Source organism: Streptomyces sp. NPDC007945 (assembly GCF_042958885.1).
GTDB lineage: Bacteria > Actinomycetota > Actinomycetes > Streptomycetales > Streptomycetaceae > Streptomyces.
On record NZ_JBIBJV010000008.1, the window covers coordinates 57,291 to 83,587 of the forward strand.

Here is a 26,297-nt window from a genome sequence, read left to right on the forward strand (position 1 = left end):
TCGGGTGGCGGGTGAGCGCGTCGACCCGCGGAGCGGGCCGGGGCCCTGGTAGCCCTGGCCCATGGCGCACACTTCCCCGCCCCGCCCGCCCGCCCCCACCACCGGTGCCCCCGCCGCGGACGCCCCCGCGACCGGGGCCCCGCCCGCCCCCGGCACACCCCGGCGACCGCGCCGGAAGCCCTGGCTGCGGGCCGCCGGACTCGTCGCCGCGGGCGCCGGACTGGTCGCCGCGACCGTGCCCGCCCCCACCCCGCTCGGCATCGGCGACCCGCTCTTCCCCCACCTCGGCAACCCGGGGTACGACGTCCTCGCCTACGACATCGACCTCACCTACTCCGGCGTGAACACCGAGCCGCTCGCCGCCGTCACCCGCGTCGACGCCCTCGCCACCGCCGACCTCGACCGGCTCCACCTCGACTTCACGCACGGCACGGTCTCCGGCGTCACCGTCGACGGCGTACCGGCCGGCTTCGCGACCAGCGGCGAGGACCTGATCGTCACCCCCGTCGTGCCGATCGACGCCGGCGAGGCCGTCACCGTGACCGTCCGCCACACCAGCGACCCCCGAGGCCCCGCCGCGAACGGCGGCTGGGTGCGCACCTCCGACGGCCTCGCCATGGCCAACCAGGCCGACGCCGCCCACCGCGTCTTCCCCTCCAACGACCACCCCTCCGACAAGGCCGCCTTCACCTTCCGGATCACCGCCCCGAGCGAGCTGACGGCCGTCGCCAACGGCCTGCCCGCCGGCCGCGACGACCACGGCGCCACCACCACCTGGACCTACCGCGTCCACCACCCCATGGCCACCGAACTCGCCCAGGTCTCCATCGGCCGCTCCGCCGTCCTCCACCGCACCGGCCCGCGCGGCCTCCCGGTCCGGGACGTGGTCCGTGCCCAGGACCGGGAGGCCATGGAGCCCTGGCTGCGCAGGACCCCCGGCCACCTGGCGTGGATGGAGGGCAAGGTCGGCCCGTACCCCTTCGAGACGTACGGCGTGCTGATCGCCGACGCCACCACCGGCTTCGAGCTGGAGACCCAGACCCTCTCCCTCTTCGAGCGGCGCCTCTTCACCGACCCCCGCTTCCCCGAGTGGTACGTGGACGCCGTCATGGTCCACGAGCTGGCCCACCAGTGGTTCGGCGACAGCGTCTCCCCGCGCACCTGGTCCGACCTGTGGCTCAACGAGGGCCACGCCAGCTGGTACGAGGCGCTGTACGCCGACGAGACGGCCGACAGGTCCCTGGAGAAGCGGATGAAGGCCGCCTACGCCGCCTCCGACGGCTGGCGCGCCGACGGCGGGCCCCCGGCGGCGCCCCGCCCGCCCGCGCCCGGGCACAAGATCAGCCTCTTCCGGCCCGTCGTCTACGACGGCAGCGCCCTCGTCCTCTACGCCCTGCGGGAGACCATCGGCGCCGACGCCTTCGACCGGCTGCAGCGGCGCTGGGTCGCCGCCCACCGGGACGGCACCGCCACCACCGCCGACTTCACGGCCCTCGCGGAGCGGGTCTCCGGGCAGGACCTCGACGCCTTCTTCGCCGGATGGCTGTACGGGGAGAAGACCCCGCCGATGCCCGGCCACCCGGACTGGCGCTCCCTCCCCGCCCAGGACGGCGCCCGCTGAGGAAACCCGGGTGACGGCCGCCCGGCCGCCGTGTCACCATTTTCAGGTCGGCGACGCGGCCGTGCGGGGACCTCCCCGCGCTCCGGGAACCCTGCGGGAATCTTCCGGGGCCGCCGCGCGTTGTCACCGACACCATCGTTCCAACCGACGTAAGGATCCAATGACCTCCTCTTCTTCCCCTTCCCAGGACGAGCAGAGCTTCGCGCAGTCGCGCCGCACCGAGAGCCTTCGGGCCGATGCCCTGATGGAAGAGGACGTCGCCTGGAGCCACGAGATCGACGGAGAGCGGGACGGCGAGCAGTTCGACCGCTCCGAGCGCGCGGCCCTGCGCCGTGTCGTCGGCCTCTCCACCGAGCTCGAGGACGTCACCGAGGTCGAGTACCGGCAGCTGCGCCTGGAGCGCGTCGTGCTCGTCGGCGTCTGGACCTCGGGGACCGTGCAGGACGCCGAGAACTCCCTGGCGGAGCTCGCGGCCCTCGCCGAGACGGCGGGCGCCCTCGTCCTCGACGGCGTGATCCAGCGCCGCGACAAGCCCGACCCGGCGACCTTCATCGGTTCCGGCAAGGCCCAGGAGCTGCGGGACATCGTCGTCGAGACCGGCGCCGACACCGTCGTCTGCGACGGCGAGCTCAGCCCCGGCCAGCTCATCGCCCTCGAAGACGTCGTCAAGGTCAAGGTGGTCGACCGGACCGCCCTGATCCTCGACATCTTCGCCCAGCACGCCAAGTCCCGAGAGGGCAAGGCGCAGGTCGCCCTCGCGCAGATGCAGTACATGCTGCCGCGCCTGCGCGGCTGGGGCCAGTCGCTCTCCCGGCAGATGGGTGGCGGCGGCGGTGGCGGCATGGCCACCCGTGGTCCCGGTGAGACCAAGATCGAGACCGACCGGCGCCGCATCCGCGAGAAGATGGCGAAGATGCGCCGGGAGATCGCGGAGATGAAGACCGGCCGCGACATCAAGCGGCAGGAGCGGCGCCGCCACAAGGTGCCTTCGGTCGCCATCGCCGGATACACCAACGCCGGCAAGTCGTCCCTGCTCAACCGCCTCACGGGCGCCGGGGTCCTGGTGGAGAACGCCCTGTTCGCCACCCTCGACCCGACCGTCCGCCGGGCCGAGACGCCGTCCGGCCGGGTCTACACCCTGGCCGACACCGTCGGCTTCGTCCGGCACCTGCCGCACCACCTGGTCGAGGCCTTCCGCTCCACCATGGAGGAGGTCGCCGACGCGGACCTCATCCTGCACGTGGTGGACGGTTCGCACCCCGCACCGGAGGAGCAGCTGGCCGCCGTGCGCGAGGTCTTCCGGGACGTCGGCGCGGTGAACGTGCCGGAGATCGTGATCGTCAACAAGGCCGACGCGGCCGACCCGCTGGTCCTCCAGCGGCTGCTCCGCGTCGAGAAGCACTCCATGGCCGTCTCCGCCCGCTCGGGCGCAGGCATCGAGGAGCTGCTCGCCCTGATCGACCGCGAGCTGCCGCGCCCGGAGGTGGAGATCGAGGTCCTCCTGCCCTACACGCAGGGCGGTCTCGTCTCCCGTGTCCACGCCGAGGGCGAGATGCTCTCCGAGGAGCACACGCCCGAGGGCACGCTGGTCAAGGCCCGGGTGCACGAGGAGCTGGCGGCGGCGCTCGCGCCGTACGTCCCCGCCGCGCACTGAGCACGAGCCGTACCGAGGCGCCGGCCCCCTCCCGTGATCGGGAGGGGGCCGGCGCCCTTCTCGTGCGCTCGCGCGCACCGGCCTACCGGCCGGCGTACTTCTTGCTGACCTCGTCGAAGATCGCCTTGGCCTCGGGACCGAGACGCGGCCCCGCCAGCCAGCCGGCCGTCGACGGGCCGATCGAGGTGTTCGACACCAGGGCGGGCTTCCCGTCCCGGCCCTGGGCGACCCAGCCGCCGCCGGAGGAACCGGCCGTCATCGTGCAGCCGATGCGGTACATCGTCGGCTGCTCCGCCTTCAGCGAGAGCCGGCCGGGCTTGTCCGCGCACCGGAACATCTTCTGACCGTCGAACGGCGGCGCCGCCGGGTAGCCGGTCGCCGTCATGTCCTTGATCTTCGGGACGGCCGGGGCGTTGAACTCGACCGGCAGGGCCGTACCGACCGTCTCCTCCAGGGACTTGCCGGACGAACCCTTCTCCGGGGTGACCTGGATGACGGCGAAGTCGTACGGGGCGCCCGCGCCGCCGGTGGACGCGCCCTGCGCGATCCACTGGTCGGAGGTCTTCACCCAGTCCGCCCACCACACGCCGTACGGGGCGATCTGCTCGCGCGTCGCCTTCTCCAGCGCGGAGGTCTCCATCGCGGCGTCGTTGTAGGAGGGGACGAAGGCGATGTTGCGGTACCAGCCGCCCTCCTTGCCCTTGTGGACGCAGTGGCCGGCCGTCCACACCAGGTTGGACTTGCCGGGGTGGGCCGGGTCCTTCACCACGGTGGCCGAGCAGACCATCGAACCGTCGGGACCGTCGAAGAAGACCTTGCCGGACGCCGGCGAGTTCGCGTGGTACTTCGCGGGCACCGCCTTCGCCTTCACCGGGTCCGGCGTCGGGTCGGTGACGCCCTCGTCACCCGAGATGTCCTCCTCCTCGACCGGTCGCGGCTCGGGGCGCTCGGCGTCGCGCATCCGGTCCGGGTCCCAGAGGTCCTCGATGATCGGGTTGACGAAGTCCTTCGCCTCGCGAAGCCACTTGTCCTTGTCCCAGTTCCTCCACTCGCCGTCGCGCCACTTGTCGACGTCGATCCCGTGGTCCTTCAGCCGCTGCTTCAGGTCCTCCGGAATCTTGATCTTGTCGACCGGGTTCTCGCTCGCCGGCGCGCTGGGCTTGTCTCCTGCGTTCTCCTCGGTCGGCCCGCAGGCCGTCGCGGTGAGCGTCAGCGCCGCGACGGCGGACGCCGCCATCAGCAGCGGACGAATCGATCGCATCTCGTGATCCCCCTGGGACTACGTCAACTGGTGCATATCTGGGCATCGGTCGCACGCGCGTCCGACCGGACGCGGGAACGACGCCCCCACTATGCCGGTGCCGGAGGGGACGGTACGCGCCCCGGCGGCGGTTCCGGAGCCGGTGCGGCCGTTGTCATGCCGTGATCCGGGACACGCCAAGGATCTTGCCGTCGGACCGTGTTCCCCGGCTGCTCCCGTCGTTGGTACGGGCGGGGGACACAACGGCGGTGCTCGAAGCGGCCTTCGAGCACGTCCGGACGCCCCGTCGATGTGCAACGCAACCGTTATCGCGGGAGGACAGCGAGCCGTGGCCGTTACCGAATCAGCTTCAGCCAGCGCCCCCACCCGGCGGGGGTACGGGACGGCGGCCGGAGGCGGATACGAAGCGATCCTGCGGCGGCAGGCCCAGCGCGAGTCCGCCGCCCGCACCTATGCCCGCTCGCTGCCGATCGTCCCGGTCCGGGCCCGCGGCCTCACCATCGAGGGCGCCGACGGCCGCCGCTACCTCGACTGCCTCTCCGGCGCCGGCACCCTCGCGCTCGGCCACAACCACCCGGTCGTCCTCGAAGCCATCCGCAAGGTCCTCGAATCCGGCGCCCCCCTCCACGTCCTCGACCTCGCGACCCCCGTCAAGGACGCCTTCACCTCCGAGCTCTTCGCCACCCTCCCGCCGGAGCTCGCCGCCGACGCCCGCGTCCAGTTCTGCGGACCCGCCGGCACCGACGCCGTCGAGGCCGCCCTCACGCTCGTCCGCACCGCCACCGGCCGCCGCGGCCTGTTCGCCTTCACCGGTGCCTACCACGGGATGACCGCCGGGGCCCTCGCCGTCTCCGGCGGCGCCGAGGACGTCCGCGTCACCCGCCTCCCGTACCCGCAGTCGTACCGCTGCCCCTACGGCGTCGGCGGCGAGCGAGGAGCCGAACTCTCCGCCCGGTGGACCGAGTCCCTCCTCGACGACCCGAAGAGCGGCGTCACCACCCCCGCCGGGATGATCGTGGAGGCCGTCCAGGGCGAGGGCGGCGTCCTCCCCGCCCCCGACGCCTGGCTGCGCCGCATGCGGACCCTCACCGCCCGGCACTCCATCCCCCTCGTCGTCGACGAGGTCCAGACCGGCGTCGGGCGCACCGGAACCTTCTGGGCCGTCGAACACAGCGGCGTCGTCCCCGACGTCATGGTCCTCTCCAAGGCCATCGGCGGCTCCCTCCCGCTCGCCGTCGTCGTGTACCGCTCCGGGCTCGACGCCTGGGAACCCGGCGCCCACGCCGGCACCTTCCGCGGCAACCAGCTCGCCATGGCCGCCGGCACCGCCACCCTCGCGTACGTCCGCGAGAACCGGCTCGCCGACCGGGCCGCCACGCTCGGCGCCCACATGCTCGGCCGGCTCCAGGGCCTCCAGGCCGCCCACCCCTGCGTCGGCGACGTCCGGGGCCGCGGCCTCATGATCGGCGTCGAGCTCGTCGACCCCGAGGCCGCGGGCCCCGACGACACCGTCCCGCCCCCGGCCCCCGCCCTCGCCCGAGCCGTCCGGCAGGAATGCCTCGACCGCGGACTCATCGTCGAACTCGGCGGCCGCCACTCCGCCGTCGTACGGCTCCTCCCGCCGCTCACCCTCACCGACGAGCAGGCCACCGCCGTCCTCGACCGCTTCGCGGACGCCCTCGCCGCCGCCGAACGGGCCCACGTCCCCCGCCCGCCCGCCCCCCACCGGACCGCCCCCGGGCCGTCCCACTGACCCGGACCGCCCCCGGCCCCCTCCCCAAGGAACCCGCGTGAACGCCACCCCCACCTCCCAGCTGACCGCGCCCGAGACCCACCCCGACGCCGAGGAATCCACGGTCCCGCGCCAGCACCCCGGCTCCGCGTCCCTCCGGCCGTCCCGCCCCGGAGACTCCCCGGCCGGCGCTCCGCACCACCCCGGCGCCCCCGCCGCCGACCCGCTGGACGACCCCGACCCGCAGCGCGCGGCCGACGCCGCCGCCCTGGAGAACCTGCTCCGCTGCTGGGTCCGCGAGAAGAACCTCCCCGCGCCCGACACCGCGACCCTCCGCATCCCCCTGGACGCCAGCGGAACCGCCCTCCTCGTTCCCGTCGCCTACTGGTCGCCCACCGGCTGGCACCGCTTCGGCAGCCCCACCCTCGAAGGCCTCCCCTCCACCGCCCCGGCCGTCGACGCCGTCACCCTCGCCGCCCTCCTCAGCCGCGAGACCGGCCGCCCCGAGGCCACCGAACTCGTCGGCCGCGTCGCCGACTCCGCCCGCCGCACGGCCGACTTCCTCACCGCCCGCCGCCGCGACCCCCGGCCCCGCCCCGACGCCGACCTCTTCCTCGCCGCCGAGCAGTCCCTCCTCCTCGGCCACCCGCTCCACCCCACCCCCAAGAGCCGCGAAGGCCTCTCCGACGCCGAGTCCCGCCTCTACTCGCCCGAACTCCACGGCGCCTTCCCGCTCCACTGGTTCGCCGTCGACCAGGCCCTCCTCGCCTCCGACTCCGCCTGGACCGAGCAGGGCCGCCCCGTCACCGCCGAGCAGCTCGCCGCCGGCCTCGCCGAAGGCCTCGCCCACCCCACCGGCACCGCCCCCCTGCCCCTGCACCCCTGGCAGGCCCGCGAGCTCCGCCACCGCCCCGACGTCCGCGCCCTCCTCGACCGGGGCCTCCTCCACGACCTGGGGCCCCACGGAAGCCACTGGCACCCCACGTCCTCCGTCCGGACCGTCCACCGCCCGGGCGCCCGCGCCATGCTCAAGCTCTCCCTCGGCCTGCGCATCACCAACTCCCGCCGCGAGAACCTCCGCAAGGAACTCCACCGCGGCGTCGAGGTCCACCGCCTGCTGCGCACCGGCCTCGTCGACGAGTGGCAGGCCGTCCACCCCGGCTTCGACGTCGTCCGCGACCCCGCCTGGCTCGCCGTCGACGCCCCCGACGGGACCCCCGTCCCCGGGCTCGACCTGATGATCCGGCACAACCCCTTCGGCGCCGGCGACGACGCCGTCTGCCTCGCGGCCCTCACCGCGCCCCGCCCCCGACCCGGGGCCACCGGCATGGGCTCCCGCCTCGCCGACCTCGTCGACCGCCTCGCCGGCCGTACGGGCCGCCCCGTCGCCGCGGTCTCCGCCGAATGGTTCCTCCGCTACCTGGACCAGGTCGTCCGCCCCGTCCTCTGGCTCGACGGCCACGCCGGCATCGCCCTGGAGGCCCACCAGCAGAACACCCTCGTCCTCCTCGACCCCGACGGCTGGCCCGTCGGCGGCCGCTACCGCGACAACCAGGGCTACTACTTCCGGGAGTCCCACCGGGCCGAGCTGGAGAGCCGCCTCCCCGGCATCGGCGCCCACAGCGACACCTTCGTCTCCGACCAGGTCACGGACGAGCGCTTCGCCTACTACCTCGGCATCAACAACGTCCTCGGCCTGATCGGCGCCTTCGGCTCCCAGCGCCTCGCCGACGAGCGGATCCTCCTCGCGGCCTTCCGGTCCTTCCTCACCTCCGCCACCGGCCTCGGCTCCCCCCTCCCGCACCGCCTCCTCGAAGCGGCCACCCTCCGCAGCAAGGCCAACCTCCTCACCCGCCTCCACGGCCTCGACGAGCTCGTCGGCCCCGTCGACACCCAGTCCGTCTACGTCACGATCACCAACCCCCTCCGCGCCTGACCGCCCCGGCGGCCCACCGGCCGTCGCCCGCCCCGCCCAACGGCGCGTCCCCGACCACCCACCGAGGGGGACGCACCCGACCCACGGAAGACCGCCGCATGTCCATACACCCGGACCACAGACTCACCGCCGGCACCCCGGCCACCGACCACCCACCGGCCGATCCGGCCCATCCGGCCGGCGATCCCGCGGACACTCCGACCGGCGAACCTCGGGGCACCACGACGGGTACCCCGACGGGCGCTCTGACGGACGCTCCGATGGGCGACGACACCCTCGACCTCCGCGTGGCCGACCTCGTCGCCCTGCTCGCCCGAAACGGCACCGGAACCAGGGCCGGCGCCGGGACCGGTACCGGAACGGAATCCGGCACCGGGACCGGCACCAGGACCGCCGCCGACTCCCGACCCGGCACCGCCACCGGCCCCGAAAGCGGCACCGATTCCGCCGTCGGCACCGACTCCGCCGCCCGCACCGGCACCGGCGCAGCCACCGCCACCGGCACCGGCGCCGATCTGCTCGACTCGGTCGCCGCCTGGGCGCCGGCGGCCACCCGCTTCGGCGCCTTCCGGCTCGTCCCCGTCCGCCCGGAGCGCGACCTCCCCCTGCTCGCGCGCTGGATGAACGACCCCGCCGTCGCCGCCTTCTGGGAACTCGCAGGGCCCGAGACCCGCACCGCCGACCACGTCCGCGCCCAGCTCGAAGGCGACGGCCGCAGCGTCCCCTGCCTCGGCGTCCTCGACTCCACCCCGATGAGCTACTTCGAGATCTACCGGGCCGATCTCGACCCGCTCGCCCGGGCCTACCCGGCCCTCCCGCACGACACGGGCGTCCATCTCCTCCTCGGAGACGGCGCGGACCGCGGCCGCGGCGTCGGCACCGCACTCCTGCGGGCCGTCGCCGACCTCGTCCTCGACCACCGGCCCCGCTGCACCCGCGTCGTCGCCGAACCCGACCTCCGCAACACCCCCTCCGTCGCGGCCTTCCTCAGCGCCGGATTCCGCTACGCGGCGGAGATCGACCTCCCCGACAAACGGGCCGCGCTCATGATCCGTGACAGGTCCCACCGTCACGTCCTGTGAACACCCCTGCCCGTGACACACCGCTCGACCCACAGCGGTTCCCCCTTCGAGGAGTCCTTGTGACGACGTCCCCAGCACCCCACGCCTCCGGACGACCCGCGGCCACCGCCGCGTCCGCCCCCGAACTGCTCGCGCCCCCCGAGCTCAACCCCGACGCCTGGGCCCGCGCAGGCGCCCGCACCCTCGCCAAGGCCCTCGGCGAGTTCGCCTACGAGGAGATCCTCGAACCCGTCGCCGCGGGCCCCGACCACCCCGGCCGGTACACCCTCGCCCTCGACGACGGCAGCCCGCTCGCCTTCACCGCCCGCCGGGGCGCGTATGGCGGCTGGCGCGTCGACCCCGAGACGATCACCCTCGACGGCCGCCCCCTGACCGACCCCCTGGACCTGCTCGTCCGCGCCCGCCGGCTCCTCGGCCTCGACGGCGCCACCCTCGGCCACCTCATCCGCGAGCTGTCCACCACCCTCGCCGCCGAGGCCCGCCTCGACCACACCGCCCTTCCGGCCGACCGCCTCGCCGACCTGTCCTACGCCGAACTCGAAGGACACCAGACCGGACACCCCTGGCTCGTCCTCAACAAGGGCCGCATCGGCTTCTCCGCCGGCGACACGGCCCGCTGGGCCCCCGAAGCCCGCCGCGCCACCCGGCTCCCGTGGATCGCCGTCAGCGACCGCATCGCCGCCTACCGCGGCGTCGCGGGGCTCGCCACCCCCGAGCGCCTCTACGCCGGCGAACTCGAGGCCCCCGTGCTCGACGCCTTCCGCGCCGAGCTCACCGCCAGGGGCCTCGACCCGGACGCGTACCTGTTCCTCCCCGTCCACCCGTGGCAGTGGGACGAGGTCCTCCTCCCGCTCTACGCCCCGGCCATCGCCTCCGGCGCCATCGTCCCGCTCCCCGCCGACCCCGACCTCCGCCTGCCGCAGCAGTCCATCCGCACCTTCCTCAACACCAGCCGTCCCGACCGGCACACCGTCAAACTGCCGCTCTCCGTCCTCAACACCCTCGTCTGGCGCGGCCTCCCCACCGAACGCACCCTCGCCGCCCCCGCCGTCACCGCGTGGGTCCACGGCCTGCGCGACGCCGACCCCTTCCTCCGCGAGGAGTGCGGCGTCGTCCTCCTCGGCGAGGTCGCCTCCGTCACCGTGGAGCACCCCCTCTACGACCGGCTCCCCGAAGTCCCGTACCAGTACAAGGAACTGCTCGGCGCGATCTGGCGCGAACCCCTGCGACTGCCGCCCGGCGAGCGCGCCCGCACGCTCGCCTCCCTGCTCCACACCGACCCGGCGGGCCGCGCCTTCGTCGCCGAACTCGTCGCGCGCTCCGGCCTGACCCCCGCCGTCTGGCTCCGGCGCCTCTTCGCCGCCCTGCTGCCGCCGCTGCTCCACTTCCTCTACCGCTACGGCACCGTCTTCTCGCCGCACGGCGAGAACGCGATCGTCGTCTACGACGAGCAGGACGTCCCCGTCCGCCTGGCGATCAAGGACTTCGTCGACGACGTCAACATCAGCGCCCACCCGCTCCCCGAGCACGCCACGATGCCCGAGGACGTCCGCGCCGTCCTCCTCACCGAGGAGCCCGGCTTCCTCACCCAGTTCATCCATTCGGGGCTCTTCGTCGGCGTCTTCCGCTACCTCGCCCCACTGTGCGAGGAACAACTCGGCGTCCCCGAGGCGGACTTCTGGAGCCTCGTCCGCGCCGAGATCCTCCGCCACCAGGCGCGCTTCCCGGAGCTGAAGGAGCGCTTCGAGCTCTTCGACCTGCTCACCCCCCGGATCGAACGGCTCTGCCTCAACCGCAACCGGCTGCACATGGACGGCTACCGCGACCGCCCCGACCGCCCGCACGCCGCCGTCCACGGCACCGTCCCCAACCCCCTCGCGTGACCCGGAGGAGTGCCTCCGCTGTCGGTGCGGACCCGTAGGCTGGGAACGCTATGACGAAGCCATCCCTCCCCGACCTCCTCCACGCCGCCGTCGCCGCCGTCGGCGGCACGGAGCGCCCCGGCCAGGTCACCATGGCCGAGGCCGTGGCCGAGGCCATCGACGACAACTCCCACCTGCTGGTCCAGGCGGGCACCGGCACCGGAAAGTCGCTCGGCTACCTCGTGCCGGCGCTCGCGCACGGGGAGAGAGTGGTGGTGGCCACGGCCACGCTGGCGCTCCAGCGCCAGCTCGTCGAGCGTGACCTGCCGAGGACGGTCGAGGCGCTGCACCCGCAGCTGCGCCGCCGCCCCCATTTCGCCATGCTCAAGGGCCGGTCGAACTACCTGTGCCTGCACCGCCTCCACGAGGGGGTGCCCCAGGACGAGGAGGAGGGCCTCTTCGACCCCTTCGAGGCGGCCGCGCCCACCAGCAAGCTCGGCCAGGACCTGCTCCGGCTGCGCGACTGGGCGGACGAGACGGAGACCGGCGACCGGGACGACCTGACGCCCGGCGTCTCCGACCGGGCCTGGGGGCAGGTCTCGGTCTCCTCCCGGGAGTGCCTCGGCGCGAGCAAGTGCGCGTACGGGGCGGAGTGCTTCGCCGAGGCGGCCCGTGAGCGCGCCAAGCTCGCCGACGTGGTCGTCACCAACCACGCCCTGCTCGCCATCGACGCGATCGAGGGCGCTCCCGTGCTGCCGCAGCACGAGGTCCTGATCGTCGACGAGGCGCACGAGCTGGTCTCCCGGGTCACCGGCGTGGCCACCGGTGAGCTCACGCCGGGCCAGGTGAACCGGGCCGTGCGCCGGGCCGCCAAGCTGGTGGACGAGAAGGTCGCCGACGAGCTCCAGACCGCCGCGGAGGGCTTCGAGCGGGTCATGGAGCTCGCCCTGCCGGGCCGCCTGGAGAAGATCCCGGAGGACCTGGGGTACGCGTTGGCGGCGCTGCGGGACGCGGCCCGCACGGTGATCACCGCTCTGGGGAACACCCGGGACCGCTCGGTGCAGGACGAGGACGCGGTCCGCAAGCAGGCGATGGCCTCGGTCGAGAGCGTGCACGGCGTCGCCGAGCGGATCACCCACGGCTCCGAGTACGACGTCGTCTGGTACGAGCGCCACGACCGCTTCGGCGCCTCGCTGAGGGTCGCGCCGCTCTCGGTCTCCGGGCTGCTGCGGGAGAAGCTGTTCGCCGAGCGCTCCGTCGTCCTCGCCTCGGCCACGCTGAAGCTCGGCGGCGACTTCAACGGCGTGGGCGCCTCGCTCGGCCTCGCGCCCGAGGGGACCACCGGCGACGACCTGCCGGTCTGGAAGGGCATCGACGTCGGCTCGCCGTTCGACTACCCGAAGCAGGGGATCATGTACGTCGCCAAGCACCTGGCCAAGCCGGCCAGGGACGGCGACCGCGGCGACATGCTGGACGAGCTGACCGAGCTGATCCAGGCGGCCGGCGGTCGCACCCTGGGCCTCTTCTCCTCGATGCGGGCGGCGCAGCTGGCGGCGGAGGAGCTGCGGACCCGCATTCCCGAGTTCCCGATCCTGCTCCAGGGCGAGGACACCCTGGGCGAGCTGATCAAGAACTTCGCGGCCGACCCGAAGACCTGCCTCTTCGGCACCCTGTCGCTCTGGCAGGGCGTGGACGTGCCCGGGGCCAGCTGCCAGCTGGTCGTCATGGACAAGATCCCCTTCCCGCGCCCGGACGACCCGCTGATGAGCGCGCGCCAGAAGGCGGTCGAGGAGGCGGGGGGCAACGGCTTCATGGCGGTGGCGGCGACGCACGCGGCGCTGCTGATGGCCCAGGGCGCCGGCCGGCTGGTCCGGGCGACGGGCGACCGGGGTGTGGTGGCGATCCTGGACCAGCGTCTCGCCACCGCCCGGTACGGCAGCTATCTGAGGGCTTCGATGCCCGACTTCTGGTACACGACCGACCGCAACCAGGTCCGCAGGTCCCTCGCGGCGATCGACGCGAAGGCGAAGGCGGACGGCGCCTGAGCGAGGGCCCGGACATGCCTCCGGCCCCGGCGGGGAGCCGGGGCCGGAGGCGAGCCAGGAGAACGGGTCGTACAGCGAGCCCCGGGACCGGCGCAGTGGATCCCGGGGCCCGGTCGGAGCCGGCGGGCGTGGTCAGACCCGCCGCAGCACGGCGACCACCTTGCCGAGGATGGTGGCCTCGTCGCCGGGGATGGGCTGGTACGCGGCGTTGTGCGGGAGCAGCCAGACGTGGCCGTCCTCGCGCTTGAAGCGCTTCACGGTGGCCTCGCCGTCGAGCATGGCGGCGACGATGTCGCCGTTCTCCGCGACGGGCTGGCGGCGGACGGTGACCCAGTCGCCGTCACAGATGGCGGCCTCGATCATGGAGTCGCCGACGACCTTGAGGACGAAGAGCTCGCCGTCGCCCACCAGCTGCCGGGGGAGGGGGAACACGTCCTCGACCGACTCCTCGGCGAGGATGGGGCCGCCGGCCGCGATCCGGCCGACCAGTGGCACGTAGGAGGCCGCGGGCTTGCCGGTGGTGTCGGTGGGCTGGGTGGTGGGCTGGTCCGAGCCGCGGACCTCGTACGCCCGGGGGCGGTGCGGGTCGCGGCGGAGGAAGCCCTTGCGCTCCAGGGCCATCAGCTGGTGGGCCACGGACGACGTGCTGGAGAGGCCCACCGCCTGGCCGATCTCGCGCATCGACGGCGGGTAGCCCCGCCGCTGGACCGAGTCGCGGATGACTTCGATGACCCGGCGCTGGCGGTCGGTGAGGCCGGAGCTGTCGGCCCTGATGCCTGGAGGCCGTCCGGGGAGGGCTCGGGCGGGACGCCCGGGCTCTTCGCCGTTCATGGCTGTGTCGTTCATGGAGTGCACCGGCTCGAGTCGGCCCTGGGAGCGGTCCTGGGCGGTGATGGTGGCACTGTCTGCGGTGGTGGTCACGTCGTCGGCCCCTCTCGAATGGTCTCCCTGGCTGGCACAACGGTAGTAGCTTTCGAAAGGTTGCGCCAAACACACGTTCGAGTGAAAAACCGCAGATTGCCTTACGTGTGTGCGGGTGTGGGTGTATGGGGGGGGGAGGCCCTCCGGGGTCGATCCGGCCCTTACGGTAGCCTTCGCCGCTGGGTTTCCGGACTCCGGCGCGCCCTCCCAGTCTCCCATCCGCCGGCCGCGGAACCGGCTCCGGGGTGCCGCGACACGCTGGGGGTGTCGCAACCCCCTGAACCCAAGATCTAGTGGTTGGATGTCACCGGCCACCCAGGGATAGTGGTCCCCGGTCTGCCGGGGTGCCGTCCATCGCCTATGCTGGTGGTCGCTTCGAGGGCCTTGACGGGTCGACCGAGGCTGTCAGTCGTGCCATGAGGAGAGGGTCGTAACCAATGCACTGCCCCTTCTGCAGGCACCCCGACAGCCGCGTCGTCGACAGCCGCACCACCGACGACGGCACGTCGATCCGACGTCGCCGCCAGTGCACGGACTGTGCCCGCCGTTTCACCACGGTGGAGACCTGTTCGCTGATGGTGGTCAAGCGCTCCGGCGTCACCGAGCCCTTCAGTCGCACCAAGGTCATCTCCGGCGTGCGCAAGGCGTGCCAGGGGCGGCCGGTCACCGAGGATGCCCTGGCCAAGCTCGGCCAGCGGGTCGAGGAGGCGGTGCGCGCCACCGGCAGTGCCGAGCTGACCACCCACGACGTGGGCCTGGCCATCCTCGGGCCGCTGCAGGAGCTCGATCTCGTCGCGTACCTGCGCTTCGCGTCCGTGTACAAGGCTTTCGAGGGACTCGAGGACTTCGAGGCCGCCATCGCGGAACTCCGCGTGCGGCCTCCCGCTGAGAACGGCGGGACCGGCACCCCCGAGGTGCCCGTTCCCGCCGGCGCCGCCGACTGACGGCGACCCGGGCCCGTGGGGGCCCGGCCACCGGCCGCGGTGCGGCCGTGCAGACCTGCCCCGGGTGACCCGTGCGGCGCCCGCGGGTCAAGCAGTACAGAACGTAGTACAGAAGACGGTGCTCTGGGATTATCTGGGCGCCAAAGGGTGTTTTGCCCGTATATGGGAGGCGGCATGACAGAGACGGCGAGCGGCCCGGCACGTGGTTCCCGCACCAAGGGAGCCAAGGCGGCGAGCAAGGGCCTGCGGATCGAGCGCATCCACACCACCCCCGGCGTGCATCCGTACGACGAGGTGAACTGGGAGCGCCGGGACGTCGTCATGACCAACTGGCGCGACGGCTCGATCAACTTCGAGCAGCGCGGCGTCGAGTTCCCCGACTTCTGGTCGGTGAACGCGGTCAACATCGTCACCAGCAAGTACTTCCGCGGGGCCGTCGGCACCCCGCAGCGCGAGACCGGTCTGAAGCAGCTCATCGACCGCATCGTGAAGACCTACACGAAGGCCGGCGAGGACTACGGCTACTTCGCCTCGCCCGCTGACGCGGAGATCTTCGAGCACGAGCTCACCTACGCCCTCCTCCACCAGATCTTCAGCTTCAACTCGCCGGTCTGGTTCAACGTCGGCACGCCGCAGCCCCAGCAGGTCTCCGCCTGCTTCATCCTGTCCGTCGACGACTCCATGGAGTCGATCCTCGACTGGTACAAGGAAGAGGGCATGATCTTCAAGGGCGGCTCCGGCGCCGGCCTGAACCTCTCCCGCATCCGCTCCTCCAAGGAGCTGCTCTCCTCCGGCGGCAACGCCTCCGGCCCGGTCTCCTTCATGCGCGGCGCCGACGCCTCCGCGGGAACCATCAAGTCCGGCGGTGCCACCCGCCGTGCCGCCAAGATGGTCATCCTCGACGTCGACCACCCGGACATCGAGAACTTCATCGAGACCAAGGTCAAGGAGGAGGAGAAGATCCGCGCGCTGCGCGACGCGGGCTTCGACATGGACCTGGGCGGCGACGACATCACGTCCGTCCAGTACCAGAACGCCAACAACTCCGTCCGCGTGAACGACGAGTTCATGAAGGCCGTGGAGTCCGGCGGCAAGTTCGGCCTGCGTGCCCGCATGACCGGTGAGGTCATCGAGGAGGTCGACGCCAAGGCGCTCTTCCGCAAGATGGCCGAGGCCGCGTGGGCCTGCGCCGACCCGGGCATCCAGTACGACGACACGATCAACCACTGGCACACCTGCCCCGAGTCCGGCCGCATCAACGGCTCGAACCCGTGCAGCGAGTACATGCACCTGGACAACACGTCCTGCAACCTCGCCTCGCTGAACCTCATGAAGTTCCTCAAGGACGACGGCAAGGGCCACCAGTCCTTCGACGTCGAGCGCTTCGCCAAGGTCGTCGAGCTCGTCATCACCGCGATGGACATCTCCATCTGCTTCGCCGACTTCCCGACCCAGAAGATCGGCGAGAACACCCGCGCCTTCCGCCAGCTCGGCATCGGCTACGCCAACCTCGGCGCCCTGCTGATGGCGACCGGCCACGCGTACGACTCGGAGGGCGGCCGCGCCCTCGCCGGCGCCATCACCTCCCTGATGACCGGCACCTCGTACAAGCGCTCCGCCGAGCTCGCCGCGGTCGTCGGCGCCTACGACGGCTACGCCCGCAACGCCGACCCGCACCAGCGCGTCATGAAGCAGCACGCCGACGCCAACGACAAGGCCGTCCGCATGGACGACCTGGACTCGCCGATCTGGGCCGCCGCCACGGAGGCCTGGCAGGACGTGATCCGCCTCGGCGCCAAGAACGGCTTCCGCAACGCGCAGGCCTCGGTCATCGCCCCGACCGGCACCATCGGTCTCGCGATGTCCTGCGACACCACCGGTCTCGAGCCCGACCTCGCCCTGGTCAAGTTCAAGAAGCTCGTCGGCGGCGGCTCGATGCAGATCGTCAACGGCACCGTCCCGCAGGCCCTGCGCCGCCTGGGCTACCAGGAGGAGCAGATCGAGGCGATCGTCGCCCACATCGCCGAGCACGGCAACGTGATCGACGCCCCCGGCCTGAAGACCGAGCACTACGAGGTCTTCGACTGCGCCATGGGCGAGCGCTCCATCTCCGCGATGGGCCACGTCCGCATGATGGCCGCCATCCAGCCCTGGATCTCCGGCGCCCTCTCCAAGACCGTGAACCTGCCGGAGACGGCCACGGTCGAGGACGTCGAGGAGGTCTACTTCGAGGCGTGGAAGATGGGCGTCAAGGCGCTCGCGATCTACCGCGACAACTGCAAGGTCGGCCAGCCGCTCTCCGCCAAGAAGAAGGAGGCCGAGAAGGCGGAGGTGACCGCGAAGACCGAGGCGACGATCCGCGAGGCCGTCGAGAAGGTCGTCGAGTACCGCCCGGTCCGCAAGCGCCTCCCCAAGGGCCGCCCGGGGATCACCACCTCCTTCACCGTCGGCGGCGCCGAGGGCTACATGACCGCCAACTCCTACCCGGACGACGGTCTCGGCGAGGTCTTCCTGAAGATGTCGAAGCAGGGCTCGACCCTCGCGGGCATGATGGACGCCTTCTCCATCGCCGTCTCCGTCGGTCTGCAGTACGGCGTCCCGCTGGAGACCTACGTCTCGAAGTTCACCAACATGCGCTTCGAGCCGGCCGGCATGACCGACGACCCGGACGTCCGGATGGCGCAGTCGATCGTCGACTACATCTTCCGCCGCCTGGCGCTGGACTTCCTGCCCTTCGAGACCCGCTCCGCGCTCGGCATCCACTCCGCCGAGGAGCGTCAGCGCCACCTGGAGACCGGCTCCTACGAGCAGTCGGTCGAGGACGTCGATGTCGAGGGCCTGGCCCAGTCGGCTCCGGTCGCCACGGAGCTGAAGGCCGTCGCCGCCCCGGCCCCGGCGGTCAAGGCCGAGGTCCCGGCCCCGAAGCAGGCGCACACCTCGGCGGAGCTCGTCGAGATGCAGCTCGGCATCAGCGCCGACGCCCCGCTGTGCTTCTCCTGCGGCACGAAGATGCAGCGCGCCGGCTCCTGCTACATCTGCGAGGGCTGCGGCTCGACCAGCGGCTGCAGCTGACATCGGGCGCGGTTGAGGAGTGACTGACGAAGGGGACCGGCCGTCGGCCGGTCCCCTTCGGCGTGCCCCGGTGCGCGGGCCGGGGCACGTGGTACCGGCTGCGCGCTCCCGGTCTGCCCGGGGCGGGCGGGCTCAGGCCCGCGCCGTGCCGATCAGCGACCCGAAGGACTGCGGGTCCGTGTCGAAGCCCCGCTGCAAGGGGCGGAAGGTCCAGCCGGACGAGGCTTCGCGGACGAATTCGACGACGGTCACGGCGGTGGCGTCGGCGAGGCCACCGAAGTCGTACGTCATCAGTTCCGTGTAGCCCTCGCTGACCCGGACCGAGGCCTGCGCTATCCGGCCGAAGGTCACCCGGCCGCCGCCCTGCTGTATCACCACGCCGACCACCACGCGGGTGTACCGCTCGGCCAGCCGGTCCAGTTCCAGCGTCATCGCCTCGTCGTAGCCGAATCCCTGCCCGGTGCGGCTGTCACGGAGGAGGGTGATCGTCCCGTCGGGGGAGCGGCTGCCGAAGTGGACCAACTGCGCGGGCGTGCCGTGCGGATCGTCGGCGGTGAGGACGGCGGCGACGAGATCCAGGTCGTGCGGGGGCGCGCCCGCCGGCGCCGGATCCCATCTGAGCGCCACCTCCACCTTGCCGACGCCCTTGCTGAGTCCGCTCACGATGCCTCCCCTTTCCCCGTGTCCCCGTGGGGACCCTTCGCCCCGGGTCTCCCCTCATGGTGTCACGCACGTACGACAGCCGGGCCGACTGTGCCCTCCCGCGGGGCGCGTACCCGCCCGGAATCCGGCGCCCGACTGGCCGGAACGGAACGGTTCCTGACGAGCGATCACGGGAGGTCGCCCCTCTGCGGCGACGGTCTGCCGGGGTGCTCTCCCGACCCGTACGATGGCCCGGTGCTGGTCAAGTGGATTCGCTGCGCCGTCGTGGACCGTCGAGGGTTCGAGCGGGGACAGCGGAAGTGGGCGGGGCTGCTCGGAGAGCCGGGTTTCCGGGGGCAGGGCGGTGGCTGGAGCCGGGCCCGTCCCGAGATCGCGCACGTCTTCTCCTTCTGGGAGAGCCGGGCCTTCTACGACTCCTTCATGGCCCGCTCGCACGACCGGCTGGCCGCCGCGCAGTCCGGCACGTACAAGGACGCACAGGTCAGGCTCTTCGATCACCGCTTCGACGTGAAGACCGGTTTCGAGCCGAAGTTCGCCGACGCGGACGTGGCGCGCGTGGCGCACTGCCGCGTCCACGAGGAGCGGGTGGAGCACTTCGCCCTGATGCAGGAGAAGGTGTGGAACCCGGCGATGGCCGGGTCGCCGGGCATGCTCCGGGGGTTGTTCGGGGAGGCGCCCGGGAACGAGTTCCTGGTGCTCTCCCTCTGGAACTCCGCCGCCGAGCACGGCAAGTACCGCGAGGAGCGGGTGGAGCGCCTCGGTCTGCGGGCGCAGACCGAGGCGGACGTGGCCGCGCTCTCGGGGGACGTGGTGCGCCTCGAACCCGCCTGGACCGTCTGAGCGTTCAGCTCTCGCGGGGGGCCGCGGAAGGGGCCGGGGCGGCTGCCCGTCTTCCTGCCGGGGCGGTGAAGACGCCCGCCGTCACGGCGGCGAGCGCCGCGTCCGCCGCCTGGTCCGCGAGACGCTCGTCGACGGCTTCCCGGGTGACGAAGAGGCGGAGGAAGAGCGGGGCGGAGACCGCGCGGACCACGGCGCCGGCGTCGGTGCCGACGGGCGCCTCGCCCCGGCCGACCGCACGGTGCACGACCGTCTCGCAGCGGCGGAACCTCTCGCCGTAGAACGCGCGCAGGGCCTCAGCCGCGCGCGGTGACTGGAAGGCGGCGCCGACGAACGCGGTGGGCGCGGCGGCGTCGGCGGGGTCGCGGAAGCCGTCGACCACCTCGTGGGCGAGGGCGCGCAGGTCTCCGGCGAGGCTGCCGGTGTCCGGTGGCGTCCACTCGTCCTCCCCCGCGAGGGCGAGGGCGTCGGCCACCATGCCCTCCACGCTGCCCCACCGGCGGTAGAGCGTCGTCTTGTGCACCCCCGAGTGTTTCGCCAGGTACTCCACCGTCAGGGAGGGGTAGCCGTGCTCGGCCAGTCCCGTCAGGACGGCGTCGCGGACGGCGGCCCGGGTGCGGGCGGTGCGGCCGCCGGGGCGCCGGCTGCCGGGGGCGGGGCCGGGTGCCGGGGCGTCGGGGTGCTCGGGGTCCTCAGTCGAGTCGTTCAATTGCTACTCCCGTTGCGTTAGTGACTTCGAGTCTGCCATACTCGCTGTTAACGCGACAAGGGTTGCGTTTGATGGCGACCGGAGGTGCCATGCCCGCACAGCTCTCGCTCCACGATGTGACCGTCTCCCGAGGGGAACGGTTACTCCTCGACCGCGTCTCCCTCTCCGTCCGCCCCGGCGAGCGGGTCGGGATCGTCGGAGAGAACGGCGCGGGAAAGTCGACCCTCCTCCACCTCCTCGCCGGCGCCGTCGCACCGGACGGGGGCCGGGTGACCGTCCTGGCCGACGGAGGACTGCGGCTCGTCCGCCAGACCCCCGAACTGCCACCGGAGGGCACGGTGGCCGACGCCGTCGACGCGGCCCTCGCCGAGTTCCGCGCCATGGAGACACGCCTGCGGGCCCTCGAAGCCCGCCTGGACGAGGCGGCCGCCGAGGACCTCGCCGCGTACGGAGACCTGCTCACCACCTACGAGCTCCGCGGCGGATACGAGGCCGACGCCCGAGTGGACAAGGCCGTCCACGCCCTCCGAATCGCCCACATCCCCCGCGAGCGCAGGCTGGGCAGCCTCTCCGGTGGAGAGCGCGCCAGGCTCGGCATCGCCGTCGCCGTGGCCGCCGCCCCCGAGGTCCTGCTGCTCGACGAACCCACCAACCACCTCGACGCGTCGGCCCTCGACTGGCTGGAGGAGTCCCTCCGCGGCCACCGCGGGACCGTCGTCGCCGTCTCCCACGACCGCGTCTTCCTGGAGCGGGTGACCACGTCGCTCGTCGAGATCGACACCGACCTGCGGAGCCTCGTCCGCCACGGCGAGGGGTACGCGGGATTCCGCGCCGCCCGCGAGGCCGCCCGCCGGCGCCGACGACAGGAGCACGAGGAATGGCGCGCCGAGACCGAGCGCCTGGAGGCGTACGCGGAGGGAGCCGCCCACGCCGTCGCGACGGGCCGCGTCATGAAGGACAAGAACAAGATGGCCTACGACCGGGCCGGCGGCCGCGTCCAGGCGTCCGTCTCGGGACGCGTCCGCAACGCCCGGGAGCGGCTCCGCCGCCTCAGGGACCACCCGGTGTCCGCACCGGCCCCGCCCCTCTCCTTCACCGCCCGCCCCGAGGCGGGCGCGGCTCAGGGGGAGCTGCTCGCCCTGGACGGGGTCCGGGTCGGCGAACGGCTCGCGGTCGACAGCCTCACCCTCGGCGCGGGCGAACGGCTCCTCGTCCACGGGGGCAACGGCGCGGGCAAGTCCACCCTGCTGCGCGTCATGGCCGGCTCCCTCCTCCCCGATCGAGGCGAGGTGCGCCGCCGGGGCCGGATCGGCTGCCTCGCCCAGGAGGTCACCGTCGCCCGGCCGGCCGAGTCCCTGCTCACCGCCTTCGGCCACGGGCTGGGGCTCGGGCTCGACGAGGAGGAGCTGACCGAACGGCTCCTGTCGTACGGACTGTTCCGGCCCGACGACCTCACAGTGCCCGTGGGAGCCCTCTCGGCGGGGCAGCTGCGCAGACTCGCCCTCGCCAGGTTGCTCGCCCGCCCAGCGGACCTGCTGCTCCTCGACGAGCCCGCCAACCACCTCGCCCTCGGCCTGGTCGAGGAGCTGGAGCAGGCCCTGGAGGAGTGGCCCGGCGCCCTCGTGGTGGTCTCGCACGACCGCGAACTGCGCCGCGGGTTCACCGGGCGGACACGCCGAATGGAGTCCGGGCGCCTCCTCGATTGAGCCGAACGGGGCGGCTCCCTCTAGGGTCGGACCATGGCACGACCGCGGCGCATCGTCCTCGTACGGCACGGGGAGTCCGAAGGCAACGTCGACGACTCCGTCTACGAACGGGAACCCGACCACGCCCTCCGGCTCACCGCGACCGGCCGACGGCAGGCGGAGGCGACGGGGGAGCGGCTGCGGGAGCTCTTCGGCGACGAGGCGGTCAGCGTGTACGTCTCGCCGTACCGCCGCACCCACGAGACCCTGCAGGCCTTCCGGCTGCCGCCGGGGCGGATCAGGGTCCGCGAGGAGCCCCGGCTGCGGGAGCAGGACTGGGGCAACTGGCAGGACCGCGAGGACGTCCGCCTCCAGAAGGTCTACCGGGACGCGTACGGCCACTTCTTCTACCGCTTCGCGCAGGGGGAGTCCGGAGCCGACGTGTACGACCGGGTCGGCGCGTTCCTGGAGAGCCTCTACCGCAGTTTCGAGGCCCCCGACCACCCGCCGAACGTCCTGCTCGTCACGCACGGCCTGACCATGCGGCTCTTCTGCATGAGGTGGTTCCACTGGAGCGTGGCCGAATTCGAATCGCTGTCGAATCCGGGCAACGCGGAGACCCGGGTCCTGACACTCGGGGACGGCGGACGCTACCGCCTTGACCGCCCGTTCGAACGCTGGTGTACCCCGGAACCGTACGGTCCCACCGGATAGAGTGGCGCACCGATGACCGCTGACTCCTCAATCGACCGGCGCCTCGACCGCGCCCTCGCCAGTCTGCGCGGGCTGGCCGTGGGGGACGCCCTGGGCTCCCAGTTCTTCGTCCCCGCGCACTACCCCCTGCTGAAGCGGCGCGAGCTGCCTCCAGGCTCCTGGCAGTGGACCGACGACACGGAGATGGCCTGCTCCGTCCTGGCCGTCCTCGCCCGCCACGACCGCGTCGACCAGGACGCCCTGGCCGCCTCCTTCGCCGACCACCACGACTTCGACCGCGGCTACGGCCCCGCCGTCAACCGGATGCTCCGGCTGATCAGGGAAGGCGGCGACTGGCGCGAGCTGTCCGCGGCCCTCTTCAACGGCCAGGGGTCCTGGGGCAACGGCGCCGCGATGCGCGTCGCCCCGCTCGGCGCCTGGTACGCCGACGACCCCGAACAGGCCACCCATCAGGCCGAGATCTCCGCCTACCCCACCCACCAGCACCGCGAGGCCGTCGTCGGCGCCATGGCCGTCGCCGCGGCGGCCGCCCTCGCGGCCGATCCGGCCGGCCCTCCCACCCCGGAGGCACTGCTCGACGGGGTCGTCGCCCTGGTCCCGCGCAGCGCGGTCGGCGCGGGGCTGCGCCGGGCCCGCGACATGCTGGACTACGGCGACCCCGGGACCGTCGCCGCGGTGCTCGGCAGCGGCCGGCGCACCACCGCCCACGACACGGTGCCCTTCGCCCTCTGGTCGGCGGCCCGGGGCCTCGGCGACTTCGAGACCACGTTCTGGACGACGGCCCAGGTCGGCGGGGACGTCGACACGACCTGTGCCATCGCCGGCGGCGTGGTGGCGTCCGCCGCCGAGGGCGCGCCCCCCGCCGACTGGCTGGAACGCACCGAGGCCCTTCCCGCCTGGGTCCCCCAAGGCACGGCCCGGAGCTGACATGGGGCCGGAGGGGCCGGCCCGGTGCGGGCCCGGCCCCTCGCCTGCTGGGTGACGCGGCGACCGACCGGACGAGCGGCGTCGGACGGAACGGCTCCGCCCTGTGCACGGTCCTTCACGAGTGCGACGAGGAGGCGGCGGCGGTACGTTTCCGCGCCCGGAGCGAGACCGGTGTCGTCTCCCTCTCGAAGCGACTCTTCGCGCGGGTGCCGGAACGCGGGAACGTGTGCGAGGAGGTGCGCGCCGAGGCCCCGGACGACCTCGTCCTCGACGCCGTCCAGGCGAGGACGAGGTTCCGCCCGAAGGTGTGCGGCAGCGAAGGGCCCGAGGGGGAGAGGGCCGATGCCCTCGGCCGGATCGCGGTGCCGATGGCCCGCTCGGTCCCGGCCTGACCGAGCCCGCGGCGCGGGGCGGGAGCGCCTGACGGGAATCCGGGTACCGCAGGCGGCACCCGGCGGCGTAACCTGTCAGGCGCCATGCCGTATGAACCTCCCACCCACACCGTCGAGCGGTCGCTCCGAGCCACCACCGGCGCCAAGATCGTCGCCGGGGTCGACGAGGTCGGACGCGGGGCATGGGCCGGGCCCGTCACCGTGTGCGCGGCCGTCACCGGCCTGCGCCGTCCCCCCGAGGGCCTGACCGACTCCAAGCTGATCACCCCGAAGCGGCGTACCGTCCTCGCCGTCGAGCTGGAGCGCTGGGTCACCGCCTACGCGCTCGGCGAGGCGTCCCCGCAGGAGATCGACGAACTGGGGATGACCGCCGCCCTGCGCCTCGCCGCGGTCCGGGCGCTCGAAGGACTCCCGGTCCGGCCCGACGCGGTGATCCTCGACGGCAAGCACGACTACCTCGGCAGCCCCTGGCAGGTGCGCACGGTGATCAAGGGCGACCAGTCCTGCGTCGCCGTCGCCGCCGCGTCCGTGATCGCCAAGGTGCGCCGGGACGCCATGATGGCCGAGCTCGAGGCCGCCCCCGGCTGCGGGGGCTACGGCTTCGGCGCCAACGCGGGCTACCCTTCGCCCGTCCACAAGGCCGTCCTCGAAGAGCTGGGCCCCACCCCGTACCACCGGCTCTCCTGGTCCTACCTGGACGCCATGCCCCGATGGCGCCACCTCAAGAAGGTCCGCCTCTCCGCCGAGGCGGCCGCTCTGAAGAGCGGGGGCCAACTCGGCTTCGACTTCTGATCTTCCGGCCGCGGGACCTCACCGACGCGGTCCCAGCCGGCCGGGGGCGCCTCCGCGCGCCCACCCGACGGTGCCGTCCGAAACGGCATTTGATAGACATCCACCCATGCCTCTCCCTCCCGAGGAGCCTCAGATTCACGAGAGCGCCCAGGGTCCCAGCGCCACGGCCGCCAGCCGTCCCGCGCCGACCCCACGTCCCGTACCCGGCCCCCGTTCGGCGGCCTCACCGCGTCCCGGTTCGCCCCGCCCCGCGCCGCCGGCCCAGCGGCCCGTGCCGGGTCCGCCCGCACCCAGGAACCGTCCGGAGAATCGTTCCGGCGGTGACAGTCCGCAGCTCCAGCTCATCCCGGCTCCGGCCGACGGCGCCCTCGACGCCGCCGAGGAGGCCCTCGACCTGCTGCTCGACAGCGGCCGGTCGCCCGGCGAGGTCCTGGTGCTCACCACCGGCGAGCGCCATCCGTGGGCCGCGCACGAGCTGTCCTTCGGCGAGGCGTCCTACTGGGCCCAGCAGGACACCGCCGAGGACGTCTTCTTCGCGGACGCCGCCTCGGTCGACAAGGTGACCACCCGCCCCGTGGTGATCGTCGCCCTGAACGGCGGCGACGACGTGGCCGCCCGCGCCCTGCCGATCGCCCGGTCCCGCGCCGGCGCCCTGCTCGTGGTCTGCGGAGACCCGGAGCGGGTCACCGCCCTTCTCGGCGCCGGAGTCTGACGGTCGCGTCTCCGCCGGACCGGAAGCGGCCCGGCGGAGCGGCCGGGCGGCTCAGCGCGCCGCTGCCCGGCGCAGCGGCTCGGCCGCCCCGCCCGCCGTCCGCGGCGCGAGGTGGTTGAGCTCGCCGGTCGGCTCACCCAACGCCAGCGGCGTGGAGTCCGAGCTCGGCCGGCGGCCGCCCCGGCCCTCGCCGACGACCTGCCAGCCGGCCTTGGTCAGGGTGATGTACGCGCCGCAGCGCAGTCCGTGGAGCGTGCAGGCGTCCCGGAGCCCCCACATCCAGGCCCCGTCCTCCTCCGTCCACCGCTCGTCGCCGTCCCGGCAGTAGACCAGCACCGCCGTCCGGACGGGGGTGCGCCGCCGGAGGTCGTGCGGGACCACCCGCCGCAGATGGGCGAGGAGCGCGTTCCGGAACTCCCAGCCGTCGGCGGGACCCGGACGGCGCGTGAACGAGGCACTGGCGGTGATCCGCTCCTCGTGGTCGAGCACCGCCACGACCGCGGTCGTGGGCAGCGGACGATGGCGGGAGTGCAGTCCGCTCACGACCTCACGAGGGCTGCGCAGCAAGGGAATTCCGGCCGCGGCCCAGTCGGCCGGCTCCAGCATCCGGGCGAGACGGCTGGCTGAGGCGGAGCTCGAGCCGAGCGAGGCGGTGGACGGAGCGAATCCGAGGGTCACGGTCCTCCCTTCGGATACGCGCCCGCGAGGCGGGCAAGGTGGGGTGAGGGCGCAGCAC

Annotated in this window: 21 protein-coding genes; 16 read left to right on the top strand and 5 right to left on the bottom strand. The window is 73.2% G+C overall.

Annotation, left to right across the window (positions count from 1 at the left end; all coding sequences use genetic code 11):
• The first annotated feature begins 61 nt into the window (after positions 1-61).
• Together ACFZCF_RS24565 and hflX are read left to right on the top strand one after the other, a co-directional pair.
• Entirely contained in the window at positions 62-1,621 is a 1,560-nt protein-coding gene (locus ACFZCF_RS24565) for a M1 family metallopeptidase (RefSeq protein ID WP_388449487.1), read from the top strand.
• Between the two features lie 160 nt (positions 1,622-1,781).
• The gene (gene hflX / locus ACFZCF_RS24570) at positions 1,782-3,275 is read left to right on the top strand and encodes a GTPase HflX (RefSeq protein ID WP_388449486.1); all 1,494 of its coding nucleotides are present in this window, start codon (positions 1,782-1,784) and stop codon (positions 3,273-3,275) included.
• 82 nt (positions 3,276-3,357) lie between these two features.
• Here the strand turns inward: hflX and ACFZCF_RS24575 are convergent, their stop codons facing one another.
• Entirely contained in the window at positions 3,358-4,536 is a 1,179-nt protein-coding gene (locus ACFZCF_RS24575; RefSeq protein WP_388449485.1) for a trypsin-like serine peptidase, read from the bottom strand.
• A gap of 328 nt (positions 4,537-4,864) precedes the next feature.
• Between ACFZCF_RS24575 and ACFZCF_RS24580 the strand changes: the two genes are divergently transcribed.
• The 5 genes from ACFZCF_RS24580 to ACFZCF_RS24600 all read left to right on the top strand — a co-directional run bounded on the left by ACFZCF_RS24580 (position 4,865) and on the right by ACFZCF_RS24600 (position 13,193).
• Positions 4,865-6,289 carry a diaminobutyrate--2-oxoglutarate transaminase family protein gene (locus ACFZCF_RS24580; protein ID WP_388449484.1) on the top strand — a complete coding sequence of 475 codons (1,425 nt, stop codon included), beginning with the start codon at positions 4,865-4,867 and terminating at the stop codon, positions 6,287-6,289.
• Positions 6,290-6,326: 37 nt separating this feature from the next.
• The gene (locus ACFZCF_RS24585) at positions 6,327-8,204 is read left to right on the top strand and encodes an IucA/IucC family protein (protein ID WP_391288797.1); all 1,878 of its coding nucleotides are present in this window, start codon (positions 6,327-6,329) and stop codon (positions 8,202-8,204) included.
• 260 nt (positions 8,205-8,464) lie between these two features.
• Positions 8,465-9,286: a GNAT family N-acetyltransferase gene (locus ACFZCF_RS24590; protein ID WP_391288799.1), complete on the top strand. Its 822-nt coding sequence runs from the start codon at positions 8,465-8,467 to the stop codon at positions 9,284-9,286.
• A gap of 59 nt (positions 9,287-9,345) precedes the next feature.
• On the top strand, positions 9,346-11,169 hold the full coding sequence (locus tag ACFZCF_RS24595; protein WP_391288801.1) for an IucA/IucC family protein: 1,824 nt from the start codon (positions 9,346-9,348) through the stop codon (positions 11,167-11,169).
• Between the two features lie 50 nt (positions 11,170-11,219).
• Positions 11,220-13,193, top strand: coding sequence for a helicase C-terminal domain-containing protein (locus tag ACFZCF_RS24600; RefSeq protein WP_391288803.1), 1,974 nt, complete (start codon positions 11,220-11,222; stop codon positions 13,191-13,193).
• Positions 13,194-13,325: 132 nt separating this feature from the next.
• Here ACFZCF_RS24600 and lexA read toward each other — a convergent pair whose 3' ends face one another.
• Positions 13,326-14,114 carry a transcriptional repressor LexA gene (gene lexA, locus ACFZCF_RS24605; RefSeq protein ID WP_391288806.1) on the bottom strand — a complete coding sequence of 263 codons (789 nt, stop codon included), beginning with the start codon at positions 14,112-14,114 and terminating at the stop codon, positions 13,326-13,328.
• Between the two features lie 437 nt (positions 14,115-14,551).
• On the opposite strand from lexA, the gene nrdR reads away from it, so the two are divergent.
• Together nrdR and ACFZCF_RS24615 are read left to right on the top strand one after the other, a co-directional pair.
• Positions 14,552-15,058: a transcriptional regulator NrdR gene (nrdR, locus tag ACFZCF_RS24610; RefSeq protein WP_030495087.1), complete on the top strand. Its 507-nt coding sequence runs from the start codon at positions 14,552-14,554 to the stop codon at positions 15,056-15,058.
• A 174-nt stretch (positions 15,059-15,232) separates the two neighbouring features.
• Positions 15,233-18,130 carry a vitamin B12-dependent ribonucleotide reductase gene (locus ACFZCF_RS24615; protein ID WP_391288808.1) on the top strand — a complete coding sequence of 966 codons (2,898 nt, stop codon included), beginning with the start codon at positions 15,233-15,235 and terminating at the stop codon, positions 18,128-18,130.
• 132 nt (positions 18,131-18,262) lie between these two features.
• Here ACFZCF_RS24615 and ACFZCF_RS24620 read toward each other — a convergent pair whose 3' ends face one another.
• Entirely contained in the window at positions 18,263-18,793 is a 531-nt protein-coding gene (locus ACFZCF_RS24620; protein ID WP_391288811.1) for a TerD family protein, read from the bottom strand.
• A 234-nt stretch (positions 18,794-19,027) separates the two neighbouring features.
• Here ACFZCF_RS24620 and ACFZCF_RS24625 point away from each other — a divergent pair, with 234 nt between their 5' ends.
• Positions 19,028-19,633 (top strand): DUF4937 domain-containing protein, encoded by a 606-nt coding sequence (locus ACFZCF_RS24625; protein WP_391288813.1) that lies wholly within the window; start codon positions 19,028-19,030, stop codon positions 19,631-19,633.
• Between the two features lie 4 nt (positions 19,634-19,637).
• Here ACFZCF_RS24625 and ACFZCF_RS24630 read toward each other — a convergent pair whose 3' ends face one another.
• A complete protein-coding gene (locus tag ACFZCF_RS24630) occupies positions 19,638-20,339 on the bottom strand; it encodes a TetR/AcrR family transcriptional regulator C-terminal ligand-binding domain-containing protein (protein ID WP_391288815.1) in 702 nt (233 codons plus the stop codon).
• 89 nt (positions 20,340-20,428) lie between these two features.
• Here ACFZCF_RS24630 and ACFZCF_RS24635 point away from each other — a divergent pair, with 89 nt between their 5' ends.
• From ACFZCF_RS24635 to ACFZCF_RS24660, 6 genes are all read left to right on the top strand, one after another.
• The gene (locus tag ACFZCF_RS24635) at positions 20,429-22,045 is read left to right on the top strand and encodes an ABC-F family ATP-binding cassette domain-containing protein (RefSeq protein ID WP_388449474.1); all 1,617 of its coding nucleotides are present in this window, start codon (positions 20,429-20,431) and stop codon (positions 22,043-22,045) included.
• Between the two features lie 33 nt (positions 22,046-22,078).
• Positions 22,079-22,738 (top strand): histidine phosphatase family protein, encoded by a 660-nt coding sequence (locus ACFZCF_RS24640; RefSeq protein WP_388449473.1) that lies wholly within the window; start codon positions 22,079-22,081, stop codon positions 22,736-22,738.
• A 12-nt stretch (positions 22,739-22,750) separates the two neighbouring features.
• On the top strand, positions 22,751-23,665 hold the full coding sequence (locus tag ACFZCF_RS24645) for an ADP-ribosylglycohydrolase family protein (protein WP_388449472.1): 915 nt from the start codon (positions 22,751-22,753) through the stop codon (positions 23,663-23,665).
• Positions 23,666-23,871: 206 nt separating this feature from the next.
• Positions 23,872-24,057: a hypothetical protein gene (locus ACFZCF_RS24650; RefSeq protein ID WP_391288819.1), complete on the top strand. Its 186-nt coding sequence runs from the start codon at positions 23,872-23,874 to the stop codon at positions 24,055-24,057.
• 84 nt (positions 24,058-24,141) lie between these two features.
• Positions 24,142-24,849, top strand: a complete 708-nt coding sequence (locus ACFZCF_RS24655) for a ribonuclease HII (RefSeq protein WP_391288820.1) — start codon at positions 24,142-24,144, stop codon at positions 24,847-24,849.
• Between the two features lie 106 nt (positions 24,850-24,955).
• Positions 24,956-25,561: a hypothetical protein gene (locus ACFZCF_RS24660; protein WP_391288822.1), complete on the top strand. Its 606-nt coding sequence runs from the start codon at positions 24,956-24,958 to the stop codon at positions 25,559-25,561.
• Between the two features lie 51 nt (positions 25,562-25,612).
• Here the strand turns inward: ACFZCF_RS24660 and ACFZCF_RS24665 are convergent, their stop codons facing one another.
• The gene (locus ACFZCF_RS24665; protein ID WP_388449468.1) at positions 25,613-26,239 is read right to left on the bottom strand and encodes a hypothetical protein; all 627 of its coding nucleotides are present in this window, start codon (positions 26,237-26,239) and stop codon (positions 25,613-25,615) included.
• Between the last annotated feature and the right edge of the window lie 58 nt (positions 26,240-26,297).

Excerpts from the sequence above, each read along its gene's own strand:
- ACFZCF_RS24565 (WP_388449487.1), top strand. The coding sequence starts at position 62 with ATGGCGCACACTTCCCCGCCCCGCCCGCCCGCCCCCACCACCGGTGCC.
- hflX (WP_388449486.1), top strand. The coding sequence starts at position 1,782 with ATGACCTCCTCTTCTTCCCCTTCCCAGGACGAGCAGAGCTTCGCGCAG.
- ACFZCF_RS24575 (WP_388449485.1), bottom strand. The coding sequence starts at position 4,536 with ATGCGATCGATTCGTCCGCTGCTGATGGCGGCGTCCGCCGTCGCGGCG.
- ACFZCF_RS24590 (WP_391288799.1), top strand. The coding sequence starts at position 8,465 with ATGGGCGACGACACCCTCGACCTCCGCGTGGCCGACCTCGTCGCCCTG.
- ACFZCF_RS24600 (WP_391288803.1), top strand. The coding sequence starts at position 11,220 with ATGACGAAGCCATCCCTCCCCGACCTCCTCCACGCCGCCGTCGCCGCC.
- nrdR (WP_030495087.1), top strand. The coding sequence starts at position 14,552 with ATGCACTGCCCCTTCTGCAGGCACCCCGACAGCCGCGTCGTCGACAGC.
- ACFZCF_RS24615 (WP_391288808.1), top strand. The coding sequence starts at position 15,233 with ATGACAGAGACGGCGAGCGGCCCGGCACGTGGTTCCCGCACCAAGGGA.
- ACFZCF_RS24635 (WP_388449474.1), top strand. The coding sequence starts at position 20,429 with ATGCCCGCACAGCTCTCGCTCCACGATGTGACCGTCTCCCGAGGGGAA.
- ACFZCF_RS24640 (WP_388449473.1), top strand. The coding sequence starts at position 22,079 with ATGGCACGACCGCGGCGCATCGTCCTCGTACGGCACGGGGAGTCCGAA.
- ACFZCF_RS24645 (WP_388449472.1), top strand. The coding sequence starts at position 22,751 with ATGACCGCTGACTCCTCAATCGACCGGCGCCTCGACCGCGCCCTCGCC.
- ACFZCF_RS24655 (WP_391288820.1), top strand. The coding sequence starts at position 24,142 with ATGCCGTATGAACCTCCCACCCACACCGTCGAGCGGTCGCTCCGAGCC.
- ACFZCF_RS24660 (WP_391288822.1), top strand. The coding sequence starts at position 24,956 with ATGCCTCTCCCTCCCGAGGAGCCTCAGATTCACGAGAGCGCCCAGGGT.